At 61.4% G+C, this 15976-nt stretch carries 13 protein-coding genes; 11 read left to right on the top strand and 2 right to left on the bottom strand.

What is annotated here, in order from left to right:
• Positions 1–576: 576 nt before the first annotated feature.
• Entirely contained in the window at positions 577–2388 is a 1812-nt protein-coding gene (locus tag DVR09_RS13120; protein ID WP_162814969.1) for an alpha/beta hydrolase, read from the bottom strand.
• A 239-nt stretch (positions 2389–2627) separates the two neighbouring features.
• Between DVR09_RS13120 and DVR09_RS13115 the strand changes: the two genes are divergently transcribed.
• Both DVR09_RS13115 and DVR09_RS17235 read left to right on the top strand, forming a co-directional pair.
• Positions 2628–3911 (top strand): tetratricopeptide repeat protein, encoded by a 1284-nt coding sequence (locus DVR09_RS13115; protein ID WP_234041453.1) that lies wholly within the window; start codon positions 2628–2630, stop codon positions 3909–3911.
• Between the two features lie 11 nt (positions 3912–3922).
• Positions 3923–6544 (top strand): hypothetical protein, encoded by a 2622-nt coding sequence (locus DVR09_RS17235; protein ID WP_234041452.1) that lies wholly within the window; start codon positions 3923–3925, stop codon positions 6542–6544.
• A 617-nt stretch (positions 6545–7161) separates the two neighbouring features.
• Here the strand turns inward: DVR09_RS17235 and queF are convergent.
• The gene (gene queF / locus DVR09_RS13095; RefSeq protein WP_115417342.1) at positions 7162–7620 is read right to left on the bottom strand and encodes a preQ(1) synthase; all 459 of its coding nucleotides are present in this window, start codon (positions 7618–7620) and stop codon (positions 7162–7164) included.
• 119 nt (positions 7621–7739) lie between these two features.
• On the opposite strand from queF, the gene DVR09_RS13090 reads away from it, so the two are divergent.
• The 9 genes from DVR09_RS13090 (at position 7740) to DVR09_RS13050 (ending at position 15960) form a co-directional block, all read left to right on the top strand.
• Entirely contained in the window at positions 7740–8852 is a 1113-nt protein-coding gene (locus DVR09_RS13090; RefSeq protein WP_115417340.1) for a hypothetical protein, read from the top strand.
• A 37-nt stretch (positions 8853–8889) separates the two neighbouring features.
• The gene (locus DVR09_RS13085) at positions 8890–9723 is read left to right on the top strand and encodes a sulfurtransferase (protein WP_115417968.1); all 834 of its coding nucleotides are present in this window, start codon (positions 8890–8892) and stop codon (positions 9721–9723) included.
• Positions 9724–9725: 2 nt separating this feature from the next.
• A complete protein-coding gene (metC, locus tag DVR09_RS13080) occupies positions 9726–10937 on the top strand; it encodes a cystathionine beta-lyase (protein ID WP_115417338.1) in 1212 nt (403 codons plus the stop codon).
• A gap of 2 nt (positions 10938–10939) precedes the next feature.
• Positions 10940–12007: a mechanosensitive ion channel family protein gene (locus DVR09_RS13075; protein WP_115417336.1), complete on the top strand. Its 1068-nt coding sequence runs from the start codon at positions 10940–10942 to the stop codon at positions 12005–12007.
• Between the two features lie 97 nt (positions 12008–12104).
• On the top strand, positions 12105–12863 hold the full coding sequence (gene cobA / locus DVR09_RS13070; protein WP_115417967.1) for a uroporphyrinogen-III C-methyltransferase: 759 nt from the start codon (positions 12105–12107) through the stop codon (positions 12861–12863).
• Positions 12860–13156, top strand: a complete 297-nt coding sequence (locus DVR09_RS13065; protein ID WP_115417334.1) for a DUF2849 domain-containing protein — start codon at positions 12860–12862, stop codon at positions 13154–13156. The genes cobA and DVR09_RS13065 overlap by 4 nt, the downstream gene beginning before the upstream one ends.
• A complete protein-coding gene (locus DVR09_RS13060) occupies positions 13156–14790 on the top strand; it encodes a nitrite/sulfite reductase (protein ID WP_115417333.1) in 1635 nt (544 codons plus the stop codon). The genes DVR09_RS13065 and DVR09_RS13060 overlap by 1 nt, the downstream gene beginning before the upstream one ends.
• Entirely contained in the window at positions 14783–15208 is a 426-nt protein-coding gene (locus DVR09_RS13055; RefSeq protein ID WP_115417332.1) for a DUF934 domain-containing protein, read from the top strand. Before DVR09_RS13060 ends, DVR09_RS13055 begins: the two co-directional genes overlap by 8 nt.
• Positions 15205–15960, top strand: coding sequence for a phosphoadenylyl-sulfate reductase (locus DVR09_RS13050; RefSeq protein WP_115417330.1), 756 nt, complete (start codon positions 15205–15207; stop codon positions 15958–15960). The genes DVR09_RS13055 and DVR09_RS13050 overlap by 4 nt, the downstream gene beginning before the upstream one ends.
• Positions 15961–15976 lie beyond the last annotated feature (16 nt).

The following is a 15976-nucleotide window of genomic DNA, read 5'->3' as shown; positions in this document are numbered from 1 at the left end:
CAAGTATCGCCTTGCCCGTCGCGCCATTCACCGGCGACGAAGAGGCGGTCGAGCTCTCCGTAGTTTTTGGGCATAGCGAGCGAATCGGCATGGAAGGCAATCGTTTCGCAAGCCGCGCTCAAATTTGTACGCTCCGTTATCAAGTGTACCGGTTAATCAAATGAATTTTATGCGTATCCCAAACGCCAAATAGGGGTGGGGCGAGATGCTTATTAATCAAATGTAAATAAGATCATAGGTATTCATAGTTATAAATCTTTAATACGAATCCCACCTTCTCCGCCATTGGTTTGTTTTCCAGGATTGGTGTGATTGATGCGTTACTCACGGTTACGGGATTTCTTCTCCTCTAATTCAACAGTCGCAGATGAAAGCATGATCCGGTTCACCAATTGATCCGATCTTCGACTATGACCCTGCAGTCATGAAAGCTGCCAACCTGCAGTATACGAAACTCAATCTCAATTGGCCGACGATTGTGATGCAGAAATTCGCACGCACATACACATGCACATCTGCTTTCAGATAAGTGAATTTGCTAACAGCAAAACCGACTCTTCCTGATCCTGATCGTGTTCATGCAATAGCGCCGTTCAACGCATCAATCACGGCTTCGGTGTGCGAGAGTTCCATATAGCGCCCCGCGCCTTGAACATTGCGGATGGAAGCGCCTGGAAGTTTGGCGCGCCAGAAGGGTATCATCTCTGCCACGTCATGGATCGGATCGGCATCGCCGATGAGGAGCTTCCAATCTCTGCCATCCTGCAGGCCGAGAACATCTGCCATCGTCACGTAGCCACGCTGTTCGCGGAAAATACCGGAAATCCGGCTTGTAGCGAATACCAGAAACGAGCGCTGATAATCGGCGATGCTTTCCGCGTCGCTTAGCGATTGTGCGTCGGCTGGTATGGTCTTGAGTGTCTTGTCGATCAATTTCGCGATGCGCGACGGCGTAAGTTGGGAGCCGGTCCATCTCAGCATGCTCTCGATGCGGTCGGGAAACCGCTCGAAGCCCGTTCGGACGAGTCCCAAAGTGCCGGATCTTTTCGTACAATGCTCTTGGAGTAGGTCGGGATTGATCACGACGGCGCGCCCGATGAGGTCCGGATGCATGCGCGCCGTTGCCAACGCCGCGAACGCTCCGCCTCGGGTCAACAAGTCGATCCGTTTGATGCCGAGCCAGTCGCAGACCAGTCTGACATCGTCGGCACCTGCGGCGAACAAGTCGTCCATATCGTCCGCATCGGCTCTATCGTCAGTCAGACCGTAGCCGGGGCGATCAATCGTGATCGGGCGGAAACCGGCATTCTGCAGCGCCCGCACGACCTTGCGAAACGGATATCGGGTGGACATGCTGGAATGCAGGATGTGGACCGGCCTGCCATCTTTTGGGCCATAGTCACTCATCGCCACGACGCTGCCATCGGGCCGATGCAAAATACGCAGCGGTTCGCGTTCACCGGGCAGGCTTGCCAGTGCGTGCTGGTCGGCCCGGGCAAACAGTGCGGACAGGAAAGCATCGGCGACAACACGCGGGATTTCCGGCGCCTTCTCGATGCCCATCTTTTCGAAGATGCACGAAAATACGTCCTTGGCCACGGCATTGGAGAGGCCGGCGATTTCCGCGGACTCTTTTCGATCATGGCCCTCGGCGAGCAGCAGCGCGAGCCGTGCTTCGCGCGGGGTAAAGCCGAAAATGTCGATTAGCAGATTCCGCGCATCCTCGCGCGGCGGCGAAACGGAAGTCACCAATTCCGACATTTTCCGCACGAGCTGCGCCTGACCGGACACGTTCAGTTTGCGCATTGCGGCCGAAGCGGCCTTGCGCGCCGTTTGGTATTGGACGCCACAATGCGCGCCCGCGCGCCGCATATGACCATGCGAAACGAGCGCCGCCGCGACGCGAGCCTCAAGGTTGGTAAGTCCGGCGGCCCGCGCGGTTTCGATCAATGCGTCGGAAAGATGCGCGAGCGACAGGGCGCCAATCGCGATGCCCGCCCCCGACCCTTCACGGTCGATTTTAAACGGGATCGGCCAGTGCCGGGCGGTTCCGATCGGCGCATAGGCGAGTATGAGCGGATGGTCGTCCTGATCGGTCGTCTGAACGAGCTGCTCCACGCCGTTGGCGCGGACCTGGTCGCACACGTCCATGTCCACGACATCCCGCCCGATCCAGCGTTCGAAGCGCGGATCGCCCCATATGAGATGGTTGTGCTCGTCCAGCAGAATGCAGGTCATAGTCGCCGTAGAGAGATTGGGACGCGGCGTCATCGGGGGAATATCCGACTTCAAAGCGGCGTCGAACCGGTCTTCGAATTCCTCCGCAAACCGGCTGTCTTCGTCCAGGTCTTCGATGGTGCCCACGCCGCCACTCCACAGATCGACCATGCGCATGATTCCACACGCAACCCCGGTCGTGGCTTTTTAAGGTAGCGAAATTTTTTGGAAAACACCCCCCAAAAGGGGGTGCCTCGCAATCGCGCTCGTCGCTTTAAGGCGCGCAGCAGGCCGTTCCGACGGTGGCGCAGCCGACTGCATGGCGCCGTCCGATGCCAGCATGGAATAGCGATAGGAGGGGCTTTCCCGTGGATTTGAGGATTTTCCGATATGCGGTTGGGGCGTTGGCAATGTCCGCCGCCGCCGTGCCCGGCACCCTTACCGCGCAGACCGACGAGACAGTCCGTCTTGCGCAGGTCGAACTGGAAGCCGGCGAGCCAGACGCTGCCTATACGCGCCTCGCCGCGCAGGCAGGTGCTCGTGCTGGCGATCCTGCGTTCGATTTTCTCCTCGGCGTCGCCGCGATCGAAACCGGACGATATGGCGAGGCGATTATCGCCCTTCAGCGCGTTTTGGCGATCCAGCCTGGCAACGCCCCGGCCCGGGCCGAGCTTGCCCGCGCCTATGCCATGGCGGGGGACATCGATACGGCCCGCGAAGAATTCAATACGGTTGTCGCCGATCCGAGCGTGCCAGATCCGGTGCGCCAGCGCTTCTCACGCCTCGTGCGCGATTACGACCGGCAGCGCGGTGAGGACGGGGCGGTAGTCACGGGCTTTATCGATGTCGAGATGGGCTATGACAGCAATATCAACGCTGCAACGGACGATGCGACAATCATCCTACCGCTGTTCGCCTTTCTCGGCCCGGCAACGCTGAATCCTGCGGCGCGCGCGCGCGACGAGGCGTTTTACCAGTTGCAGGGCGGCGTATCGGTCGATGTGCCGCTTGGCCGTCAGACGCGGTTGTTCGCATCGGCGCTGGGCAACTGGCGCGACAATCTCGATTCCGGTTTCGCCGATCAGTTCTCTGTGACCGGGACGGCGGGGATCTCGCATACGTTTGCGAGCGGCAACGTGGCTTCGCTGTCCGGGCAGGCGCAGCGTTTTGTGATCGATGGCGATGGGTTCCGCGCCGCGTTCGGCATCATCGGTCGCTACGCGATCCGCAGCCGCCGGAACGAAGCGGTTGCAATCAGCGGACAATATTTCCGGTTGGATTATGACGGCGATCCTTTGCGCGAGGCAGACCGTTTCGCAGGTTCGATTACCTATGCCGGCCGGCACCTGTACGGCGGCATTGGAGGCGGCAAGGAAGAGACTGTCCGCGCCCGTGCCGACCATCTGAGCTTTGGTTTCTTCAACGCCCAGCTGGGGCTCGAATATCCTGTATCGCAGCGGGTATCGCTGCTCGCCGGTGCCGGCGTCGAGTATCGCGATCATGACGGGCAGGACCCGCTCTTTCTGATCGGTCGGAAGGATTGGCGCATTGATCTGTCGCTGGGTTTGCGCGCCTATCTCAGCGATCGAGTCAGCATCAGGCCGCGCGTCACCTACACACACAACGACACCAACATCGCGCTTTACGAATATGATCGATGGACGGCAGGCCTCGGGCTGCGGTTCGAATTCTGATTGGGAGGATCATGATGACAGGCACTAAAATTTCCCTGCTGCTCGGATGTGCGAGCGCAATTGCGTTCGCACATCCCGCCAATGCCGCATCGGTCCTCTTCTCGACCGATGATCAGGCGACCGGAACTGCCGTGACGGGAAGCCGCGCTTTGCTCGCCGGGCTTAGCCAGCTGCGCCTCGACGACGGCACGCTGGTCAGCATTGTCGGCCCTGCTGAATACAGCATAGGCGACGATGGCTCGCTCACGATCTCGCGCGGTTCCTTCACGGCACGCTCGGCGAACGGTTCGAGCCTGCCCATCACGGCTGGGAACGGCACACGGGTGCGGCTGGGGGCCAACAGCTCCGTCAATATCCAAATCCGGCCCGACGGGTCGGTGAGCGGCTTTGCGCTGATCGGGACCACGAACCTGGAAGGTGCCGGCGAGAATCGCAGGTTCGCCGCGGGCAGTGCCTTTACCGCATCGGCAACGGTTGCGCCGGACCGGATCGTGACGGCAGGCGCGCAACCCAACGGCGTCGATACCACTTTCCGCAAGCGCCGACAGACCGCCAACCAATTCCTGTCGAACGCGTCCTTCACCCAGCCGACGAGCGTCGGCTTTGCCGGCATCACGCTCAATCAGAATCCGGCTGGTGCGCTGCAGAGAGCAACGACGCCCGCGCAGTTACTCGGCTACGTGCAGGCGCAGACGGGGAGTTATGATGCGGCGGCCGTCCTCGGCATCATCAAACAGATACTGTCCGGTGCGGCCGGCCTTTCCGCCTTGCAGATCCAAGCGCTGATCAACAGTCTGGAAGACTATGGTTTCCCGCCGGGTGTAACGGATAGTCAAGCAGCCGAATTCACCGAGATATTGCGGCTTGCCGGGTTCGACGTGGCCGGGATATCTGTCACCATGACGCCTCCGCCGCCTCCGCCGCCTCCGCCTCCGCCTCCGCCTCCGCCGCCTCCGCCACCACCACCTTCGCCACCGAGCGGTGCTGACGGCGTGAAGCCCGATCCCGATCGCACCGATCTGACGATTGCCTATGCGATCCTGACCGAGAACGGGTTGAATCAGGATGTGTCGCTGATCATCGAGAATGGTGAGTTTGTCGGCTATCGTTCGCGCAGCGGTTTCGAAACGCGCTTCGAGGATCGCGATGAAGTCGAGGATGATGGGGACCAGGGCATTCTCGGATGGACCCGTCTCGTCGGAGGAGCCCGCGTAGGTGGGCTCGCGCGCGACGAGAATAGCGGGGATCACTTCATCTATGGTGTGCCGTTCACCAACCGCCCGGCCAATGGAATCGTCACCTATACGCTAATCGGTGGAACCAGCCCGACGATGCGGGACAATAGCGTCGCCCCCGGGGTGTTCGACGGAAGTCTCGCCGTGTCCTTCGGCACGAGCGATACCTTCTTCGGACTCGATGCAAGTGTCACGATCGCGGGCTTTACCTATGATGTGCTGTCGGAAGGGGGGCTGACGGCGCCGAGCCTGCGGATATTCCCCGATGGCCGCGCTGCGGAAGATAGCATCGATCTGCCCGACAATAGCGGGCCGGCGTGCAATCAGGGCGATTGTCGCTTCGCCTTTAATGGCTTTCTCGCCGGTGATGGCGGAACCCATTTCGGACTAGCCTACACCATACGAGACGATCGTTCGAACGACGTCCGCAATTGGGTAGACGGCGTCGCCGCCTTCCGCGCCGGCGGCGGCAATTCGGGCGGACCGTCCGGGACCGTGCGTTCGAATCAGTTCATCGCCTATTCGGCAACCGAAATCGGGATCGATCTCAGAACGTCCAACGACGTGACCTATTCCGACACCAGCGGCGCGCCGGTCGCCTATATGGTCACCACCAACGATTTCACGCGAGACAATGAACGGCCGACGATTGGTAGTGCGACTGAGAACGAATCCGGATCGGTCGGCGATATCATCGGCTGGACCCGCTGGGCCGACGGCACGACGGGTGGGCGGTTCTTCGCAAATACCGACGGCTTCGACCTCGGCCCTTCCCAGGGCTGGCACATCATAGGCGGAACCCCGGCGACAAACCTGCCAGCATCGGGGACGGTCGCCTACGAGCTGGTCGGTGCGACCGCGCCTACGATCCGCGATGGAAGTCGCGACGCGGGTATGTTTAACGGCACTTTGGCGATCGCCTTCGGCGCGGCGCCGACAGTCGGTCTCGATTTCGAAGTCCGGATCGGGAATGTTGACTATACGTTCGGGACGCCCGGCGGATCGGCCGATCCGTTAAATGGCGGGCTGGCGATCGAAACGACCGGCGATTTCGCGCTGACTTTCTCGAGCAACGAACTGCCGGTGACAGGAACCGGCTTCATTTGTAGCACCGGTCAGTGCCATGCCGGTGTGCGCGGTTTTCTCGCGGGTGAGGGCGCAAGTCATGTCGGCGTCAGCTATACATTCGGCGATCGCGATTTCAGCCAGCGTGTCGATGGTGTTGCTGCCTTTGGAGTACCCGGATCGAGCGGTGCTACGGTCAGCGCTGTGAGCTTCGATTGGGCCCGATGGCACGATGGCGGTGTGGCGAGGCAAATGAGGATAGACGGAGGAATGGCCGGATTGAGCCATGTCGAAGTCCGCGATCGACTGCATCATCTCGTCGCATTTCCATGATTTAGTCTCGGCAAAACGCGACCCTGTACCGGAATAGGGAGAGCGATTCGACGAAACCGCTCTCCCCCGCTCTTTGAAGCCGCGATATTGGAGCACTTGAGCTTCGCTGATTATTGCTTTTACTTCGCAGGTCGCCCAATCAGTTCGGTATCTAGGGCACCCTTTGACGGGAGATTATCTCACACAGAAAAAACGTTCGATATCGTATTGTGACTGATGATAGTTTTATAATATATTGGACAATAGTATTGATATAGATGTATGATGTTAATCGCGCTTAATGCGCTGTTTGTCAAAATAGTTACATGAAATCACATAATTTGCAGACGATTTAATGAATTTCATCCTAAACGAGTGGGTGGAAATTTCTGGATGGCAAGGATTTATTTGGCAAGTCCCTGATTGGGATCTCATCAATCCTGCTGTTCAATCGGGTTCCTCAACGCGTCGATATGATTTGAACCACATCTGCGTACCCTGCATCTCCTCATCGGATACCAATCCAGCATATCGCGAAACGCGAACTTTGAAGATAGCGGCAGATATTATGTGTCATGACATCATGTCGCTAGAGGGTGCACAGATCTATCCTCTTTGCGCGCTGCAGTGCCGATTGGTCAGCCGCGCCCACGATAGGATGAGACGCCTTGATCCGGTAGCCACAGGCCGTCCGGAGGGGAGCCGCTTTGCCAGAAGACATCGATCGGGATTCCGCCGCGCGGGTACCAATAGCCGCCGATGCGCAGCCAGCGCGGCTGCATTTCGTCGAACAGGCGCTGGCCGATCCCGACCGTGACATCCTCGTGGAACCCGCAATGGTTGCGGAACGAGCCGAGAAATAGCTTGAGGCTTTTCGATTCCACGATCGTTTCGCCCGGCGCATAGTCGATCACCAGATGCGCGAAATCGGGCTGACCGGTAACCGGACAGAGCGAGGTGAACTCGGGCGCGGCAAAGCGGACCATGTAGAGCTGGCCGATGCGAGGGTTGGGCACATAATCGAGTTCCGCTTCGTCGGGCGAGGCAGGCAGCGCGGTGTTGGCGCCGAGGAATTTGGGGGCAGGTGTGTCGCTCATGTCGCGCTCCTGCCGTGAAGCGTCGCGCAGCGCAAGCCGGGGCTTGGAAGCGTGCCCTTCAGTACCTATTCAGCGCGGCTCTGCACTCTTGCGGCCCCTATCCCACGAAACGACCTGCAATGGCCTTTCCCTTCCGTACTCTTCTGATCGCTTTAGCGGTGGTGCTGCCGGGCACGGTGCACGCGCAATCGGCCAACGACTTTTCGCTCGAACCGGCACCAGCAGCCACTGCGACTCCGCAGGCGCAAGGCCCTGCCGATACGCGCAGCGGCGTTCAGATCGGGCCGCGGGTGGTCAACACGCCGACACCGACACCGACACCGACACTGACGCCGACGCCAGGAATTACTGCCGAAGCTCCGCCGATCGATGCCGCCGCGGCGCGGGAGGCTTCAACCGCGTTGCCAGTGCCCCGCAATACCCCGCTACCCACCATCACGCCGCGCGCGGTGGAAACCGGCGATGCGTCGTCTCTTCCGGACCGCCCGGATGCGGCACCGGCTGAACGCGAAGGAGCGGCTGCGACCCCGCTTGCGCTTCCCAGCGCGACGCCGTCGGCCTCGCCGCAGCCCTTGCCGGAAGCGGCGGACACGCATGCCGAAGACGGATTGCCGTGGCGGCTGATTGCAGCGGCGGCGGCGTTGCTGGCGCTCCTTGGGGCCGGTTTCCTGTTCCACAAGCGCCGCGGCGGAACAGTGGTGCACGATATCGAACGTCCGGTCGTTGCCCGCGCCAAGCCGCCCGCCGCTGTTCCTCTGGCAGATGCGGTGCGGCTCCAGGTCGAAAGCGAGAAGCTGATTCGCAGCGCTGCCTATGCCACGCTGAAGTATCGCCTGACGCTGAGCAATCGGACCGATGCCCCGCTGACCGATGTCGTTGTCGGGATCGATCTGGTTTCGGCACACGCCAACGCCGCGATGGAGGAGCAGGTCGCGATCGAGACCACTGCGCTCGAGAAGCGGCACGAGATTGCCCGTATCGCGCCCCGACAGTTCGTCACGCTCGACGGGCAGGTACAGCTCCCGCTCGCTCAGGCGCATGTCATTCGGCAGGGTCGGCTTCCCCTGCTGGTACCGCTGATGCGTGTGCGGGTGGACGGGCCGGACGAGAGCGCGCTGTTGAAGACTTTCGTGGTCGGGCTCGGCTCGCCCGGTGGGGGGCGCCTGCAACCCATCCGGCTGGACGAAGGGCCGCGCACATACGGGCAAGTTTCCCAGCGCGAGCTTGCCTAGCTCGACTTAGTCCCTTCCGGCGGCTAACCGGATGGAGATGGACAGTCTTGTTTCGACTCAATGGCTCGCAGACAATCTCGATACCGAAGACCTCGTCGTGGTGGATGCAACGATGCATTTGCCCGACAGTCCACGTAAGAGTTCGGTCGAATTCGTCGAAGGGCATGTGCCGGGCGCGCGTTTTCTCGATCTGGTGAGTTTTGTCGCTACGGCCTCTCCAGTGCCCAAGGCCCTGCCGGACGCGCGGCAGTTCGCCGACCGGCTGAGCCAGATGGGAATAGCGCCCAGCAGCCGCGTGGTCCTGTATGACGACAGCCAGATCAGGAGCGCCGCGCGAGCATGGTTCATCTTCCGGCTTTACGGCTTCGACCAGGTTGCGATTCTCGACGGTGGACTCGGAAAATGGAAAAGCGAAGGGCGCCCGCTGGAACAAGGCGCGGCATCGCCCGCGCAAAGCACTTATCCGGCCCCCCATGCGCTGCGCGCGGTTCGCTCGAAGACGGACATGCTCGCCAATTGCCGCTCGCGCGCCGAGCAGGTCGTGGATGCTCGCGATGCCGCCCGTTTCGCGGGTGAGGATGGCAGCGGCTCGGAGGGTCATATTCCGGGAGCGGCGAACGTGCATTATCCTGCGCTTTTGGCCGCCGACGGAACGTATCGTTCCGCCGAGGAAATCCGATCGATCTTCGCTGCCGCCGGGATCGATCTCGACAGGCCGGTCGTCACCTCCTGCAATAGCGGGATGACCGCCTGCGTCCTTGCTTTCGGTCTGCATCTCGTAGGCAAGGACGACGTTTCCATCTATGATGGTAGCTGGCTGGAATGGAGCGACGACCCAGATCTGCCCAAGGAAAAGGGGGCGGCGCGCTGATAATGGCGGGTGAGGACGACAGCAGGTATCGCCCCGCGACACGCCTTGTCACAGGGGGGCGGTCGGGCAGCTTTTCCCGGGATGTGGTCAATCCGCCGATCTGGCGCGCAAGCACGCATCTTTACGCCGATTGCGCTGACCTCAGGGCTCGCAAGAGCAGCAATGAAGATGGTTCGTTCTTCTATGGCCGCCGCGGTGCGCCGACGCAGTGGGCCTTGTGCGACGCGCTGACGGCGCTGGAGCCCGGAGCTGCGGGAACGGTGCTCTATCCCAGCGGTCTGGCTGCCCTCGCGGGGTCTCTTCTCGCGGTCCTGCGCAGTGGCGATGTTCTGCTGGTGGCCGATAACGCCTACGATCCCACGCGCAGTACCGCGATGGGATTGCTCAAGACCTTCGGCATCGAGCACCGCTTCTTCGACCCGCTCGATCTCGAAGCATATGAAGCGGCGTTCTGCGAACGCACCCGTGCGGTGATGCTGGAAGTGCCGGGCAGCCTGACGATGGAGGTTTGCGATATTCCCGCGCTGGCCCGTATCGCACGGGCCAAGGGGGCGGTGAGCCTGGTCGACAACACCTGGGCTACCGCGCTTGGTTTTGCCGCTCTTGGCCACGGTTGCGATATCGCGATTACCGCGCTGACCAAGCATGTCGGTGGGCATTCCGACGTGATGATGGGTGCGGCGAGCGCGGGTAAGCGCTGGTATCGCCGCTTGCGGCTCGGTGCGCAGCAGCTCGGCCATGTCGTCTCGCCCGACGATGCCGCCTTGGTCCTGCGCGGATTGCGCACGATGGGCGTCAGGCTGGAGCGGCAAAGTGCCAGCGCGCTTGCCATCGCCGAATGGCTTGCGAGCCGGAAGGAGGTCGCTCATGTCCTTTCTCCGATGTTGTCCGGCACGCCGGGCCATGCCCTGTGGCAGCGCGATTTCACCGGAGGCTGCGGCCTGTTCAGTTTTGTTTTGAAAGGGCGCGACGATGCGGTGCGCTGCCGCCTCGTCGATCGGCTGGAGCTGTTCGGCATCGGGTATAGCTGGGGCGGGTTCGAAAGCCTGGCATTGCCGTTCGATGTCGAACCGGTGCGCAGCAAGATGCCGTGGCCGAAGCCGGGCTGGGGGGTTGAGGATCGTCATGCCATCCGTCTATCCATCGGGCTGGAAGACACCCATGATCTTATCGCCGATCTGGCCAACGGCTTTGCGGCACTGAACGAAGGATAGACGTGCAGGGCGAAACACCACCGAGCGAGGACACCGCGGCGGAATTTGTTCCGGTCGAACAGGCGTGGAGCCTAGCCGAGCCGGCTCAGGAAGAAAGCGCGGTGGCCGCCGCCGAAGGCGCGAAAGAAGCGCTCAGTTCCAAAAGCGAAACGGTCGGTTCGGTCATCGATACGCTCGATGCGGTGGCCCTGTCCTTCGGTACCTTCCGTATCTCGCTGTTCGACGTGCTGATCGTAAGCGCCGTTATCGCCGGTGTCCTTGTGTTTGCCTGGTTCGTCAGCAAAATGGCGCGCCGGATCGTGCGGCGGATGACCCGGCTGGACGATACGCAGCAATTGCTGGTCGAAAAAATCGCCACGATCATCGTCTGGGCGGCCGCGTTCTTCCTCGGCATCGACCTGCTCGGGATAGACCTGACAGCGCTTGCAGTCTTCTCCGGTGCCTTCGGTCTTGCGATCGGTTTCGGCTTGCAGAAGACCTTCGGCAATCTGATCGCAGGGATCATTTTGCTGATGGATCGATCAATCAAGCCAGGTGACGTGATCGCCGTTACCGACATGGCGGGCAATGAAAGCTTCGGCCAAATTCGCAAGATCGGGATCCGCGCCGTATCGGTCACCACGCGCGACCAGAGAGAATATCTGATTCCCAACGAAAACCTGATGATAAACCAGGTGGAAAACTGGTCCTATTCGTCGAAAAACGTGCGCATGCAGGTCCCCGTCGGCGTTAGCTACGATGCCGACATGAAGCTGGCCGAAGAGCTGATGCTCGAGGCGGCAAAAAGCTACGACCGCATACTCAAGGCCCCCCCACCAACCGTGTGGATGACCGAATATGGCGACAGCTCGGTCAATTTTACGATCCACTGCTGGATCACCGATCCCGAAGATGGTGTGGGCAATGTGCGCAGCGCCGTCCTGAAGAAGCTATGGTGGCTGTTCAAGGAGAACGGCATAGAAATCCCGTTCCCGCAGCGCGATCTGCATATCCGGTCCAGCGATCAGTTCGACCGCCTGATCGAGATCATGGGGCAGCGCAGCGAGGCTCCCGAAGTTACGAAAGAATAGATTGCTGCGCGCACAGCGTCTGTTTCAAAATCTAGCCTTCCTTGTGGCACACGCATTCTGATTGGCGCCGGGCCGGGATGCGCCGCATCTTGCGGGCATGGCAAAATCCGGAACCATTTATCTCGTTGGAGCGGGGCCGGGCGTTCCCGACCTGCTGACGATCCGTGCCGCAAGGCTGATCGAGCGGGCACGTGTAATCGTCCATGACGGTCTCGTCCATCCCGCGATTCTGAAGCTCGCCCGCGCGGATGCCGAACTGATTTCGGTGGCGAAGCGTCGTTCTAACCATACCCTCCCGCAGGAGGAGATCAGCGATTTGCTTGTGCGGATCGCGCAGTCGGGCGAGGATGTCGTCCGTTTGAAGGGCGGCGATCCGTTCATTTTCGGGCGCGGCGGCGAGGAAGCCGAAGTCGCCCGTGCCGCTGGCGTCGCGGTCGAAGTCGTCCCCGGCATCAGCGCCGCCAATGGGGCGGCGGCGGCGGCGCAGATCGCGCTGACCCACCGCGATGCCTCGAGTATCGTCAGCTTTGTGGCCGGCCAGTGCAAGGGCTTGAAGGACCAGGATTGGGCTGGGCTTGCCGGCAAGGGCCGCACGCTGGTGATCTATATGGGCGTGAAGACCGCCCCGCAGATTGCCGACAAGCTGATGGAAGACGGCCTGGCCCCGGATATGCCCGTGGCGGTGATCGAGAACGGCACCCGGCCCGAAATGCGGGTGCTGCGCGGGCTGCTGGCCGGTCTGCCCAACCTGGTCGAGCGCGAAGAGGTCGTCAGCCCAGCGTTGATCGTGATCGGCGAAGTTACCGCGCGCGACGATGCCACACTGGCCATGACCGCTCGGGAGGCCGCGCGATGAGGCTGCTGACCGGAAACGATCTCAAGACTGGCGCCGTTACATGGTGGACCGGCAGCGACTGGTCGATTCATGTCGAAGATGCGGTCGATGTGACGGGGAGCGAAGACGAAATCGCCCGGAGCGAGGAGGCCGCGCGGCGGGTCAACGTGCCCTATGCGGTCGATGCCGAACTGCATGAGGGCAGCCCCCGGCCTTCGCACATCAAGGAGCGCGTTCGCGCGCTCGGCCCCACCGTCCGCCCCGACCTGACCCTCAAGCCCGCCGATCCCGAAATCGGCAATTGGGTGATCTGATGTACGCATACGACCAATACGACCAGGCGATGGTCGACGCCCGCGTGGAGGAATTCCGCGATCAGGCGCGTCGCCGTCTCGAAGGCAAGCTGACCGAAGACCAGTTCAAGCCATTGCGGCTGATGAACGGCCTCTACCTGCAACTCCACGCCTATATGCTGCGCGTCGCCATCCCCTATGGCACGCTCGACAGCCGCCAGATGCATGCCCTGGCCGATATCGCCGATAAATACGATCGCGGTTATGGCCACTTCACGACACGGCAGAATATTCAGTACAACTGGATCAAGCTGGAGGATGCGGCGGATATCCTGGCCGATCTGGCCAAGGTCGAGATGCATGCCATCCAGACCAGCGGCAACTGCATCCGCAATATCAGTTCGGACCATTTCGCCGGCGCTGCGGCCGACGAGATCGTCGATCCGCGACCTTATGCCGAACTGCTGCGCCAGTGGTCGAGCTTCCACCCGGAATTCAGTTACCTGCCGCGCAAGTTCAAGATCGCGGTGATCGCCAGTGAAAAAGATCGGGCAGCCATGCGGTTGCACGATATCGGCATCAATATCGTGACAAACGATGCGGGCGAGCTGGGTGCGGCATTCTATGTCGGCGGCGGCATGGGCCGTACGCCGATGATCGCGCCCTGCATCAATCCCTTCGTGCCGCTCGACCAGCTCGTGACCTATGCCGAGGCGTGTCTGCGGGTCTACAACCGCTACGGTCGCCGCGACAACAAGTACAAGGCGCGGATCAAGATTCTCGTCCACGAACTGGGCGCGGAGGAATATACGCGCCAGGTCGAGGCCGAATTCGCGCATCTGCTCGATCAGGGTGTCGAACCGCCGCTGGTGGAACTCGAGCGGATCAAGGCCTATTTCGAGGATCCTGCTTTCGATGCTGCCGCCGACGCCCGGATCGACCGCAGCGATCCCGATTTTGCCGTCTGGGTCGATCGCAATACCGTTGCACATAAGGAACCTGGCTATGTCTCGGCGGTGATCAGCCTGAAGCCGGTTGGGGGCATTCCCGGCGATGCCACCGCCGAACAGATGCGGCTGATGGCCGATCTGGCCAAGGATTACAGCTTCGACGAACTGCGCGTTATGCACACGCAGAACATCGTCCTGCCGCATGTCCGCAAGGCCGATTTGCACGCGCTGTGGACGGCATTGGATCAAGCCGGGCTGGGCAGCCCCAACCTCGACACGGTCGAGGACATAATCGCCTGCCCGGGGCTCGATTATTGCAGCCTTGCCAATGCCCGTTCGATCCCGATCGCGCAGAGAATCGCGGAACGCTTTGCAGCGAGCGGCAAGACCGGCACCCTGGGCGAACTCAAGCTCAAAATTTCGGGCTGCATCAATGCCTGCGGGCACCACCACGCCGGCCATATCGGTATCCTCGGCGTCGACCGGAAAGGTGTCGAGAATTATCAGCTCCTGCTTGGCGGGAGCGAGGCCGAGGATGTCAGCCTAGCCAAGATCACCGGCCCGGGTTTCGACGAACATGGCATCGTCGATGCAGTCGAAACCGTGACCACCGTCTACGAAAACGAGCGCCAGGAAGGCGAACGTTTCGTGGATACTTTCCGCCGCATCGGCATGAACCCCTTCAAGGAGGCGCTCTATGGCTGAAACGCTGCGCTATCGCGACGATGAACCCGTCGATCACCCGGCGGTTACCGTCGATTCCTTTCTGGACCAATCGAATGCATCCGCCGTCCGGATCGAGCCTGGCGACGATGCGCGCGCTCTGGTGCCGCATCTCGACAGGCTGGCTCTCATCGAAGTGAACTTTCCGGCCTTCGGTGACGGGCGCGGCTATTCCTCGGCCCGCATTCTGCGCGAAGCGGGATATGAGGGCGAGCTTCGCGCCGTGGGCGATGTTCTGGTCGACCAATTGGCCTATATGCGCCGGTGCGGTTTCGACGCCTTCGAACCGGACAAGCAATTCGACAGGGAAGACGTGGCAGCCGCGCTCGAAAGGTGGCCCGGAGTTTACCAACGCGCGGCGGATGATCGCACGCCGATCTGGTCCAAACGGCACGTATGAACGCAGTGCGCGCCATCGACCGCATCGATACCGGCCCCCGCTTCACCGAGCAGGACGCCATCCGTCTCAATCGCATGTTCCGCGGCACCGAGACGGAGGAATGGCTGCGCGCCGTGATCGAGGGCAGTCTGGCCGGCGATACGGCGGTGGTATCGAGCTTCGGCGCGGAAAGCGCGGTGCTGCTGCATTTGATCGCGCAGGTCGATCCGACGGTGCCGGTGCTTTTCCTGGAGACGGGCAAGCATTTCCCCGAAACACTCGCCTATCGCGATGAATTGACCGATCGTCTGGGCCTCAACCGGGTCGATCTATACCCCGAGATCGCGGATCTCGAGGCGCGCGACGAGAGCGGGCTGAGGTGGTCCTACGATCCCGATGGGTGCTGCGAATTGCGCAAGGTCAAGCCGCTGGCGACGGCCCTGGCGGGCTTCGATGCGAGCTTTACGGGGCGCAAGGCGTTCCAGTCCGCCACCAGGGCCAGCCTGCCGCGCTTCGAAGTCGATTCGTCCGATGCGCAGGGTCGCCTGAAGATCAATCCGCTGATCGACTGGTCGGCAGAGGATATCGCTGCCTATTTCGAACGCCACGATCTGCCGCGCCATCCGCTGGTCGAACGCGGCTTTCCCAGCATCGGCTGTTCGCCCTGCACGCGGCAGGTTTCCGCAGGCGAAGACCCGCGCGCGGGGCGCTGGTCCGGCTGGGACAAGGTCGAATGCGGGATCCACAAGCCCGGCGAGGAACCGTTCCTCTGAGGCGCGATGTGGTGAA

This window comes from Erythrobacter aureus, assembly GCF_003355455.1.
Lineage (GTDB): Bacteria > Pseudomonadota > Alphaproteobacteria > Sphingomonadales > Sphingomonadaceae > Qipengyuania > Qipengyuania aurea.
Note: the sequence above shows the minus strand (reverse complement) of the source record. Positions and strands in the feature narration are given on the sequence as shown.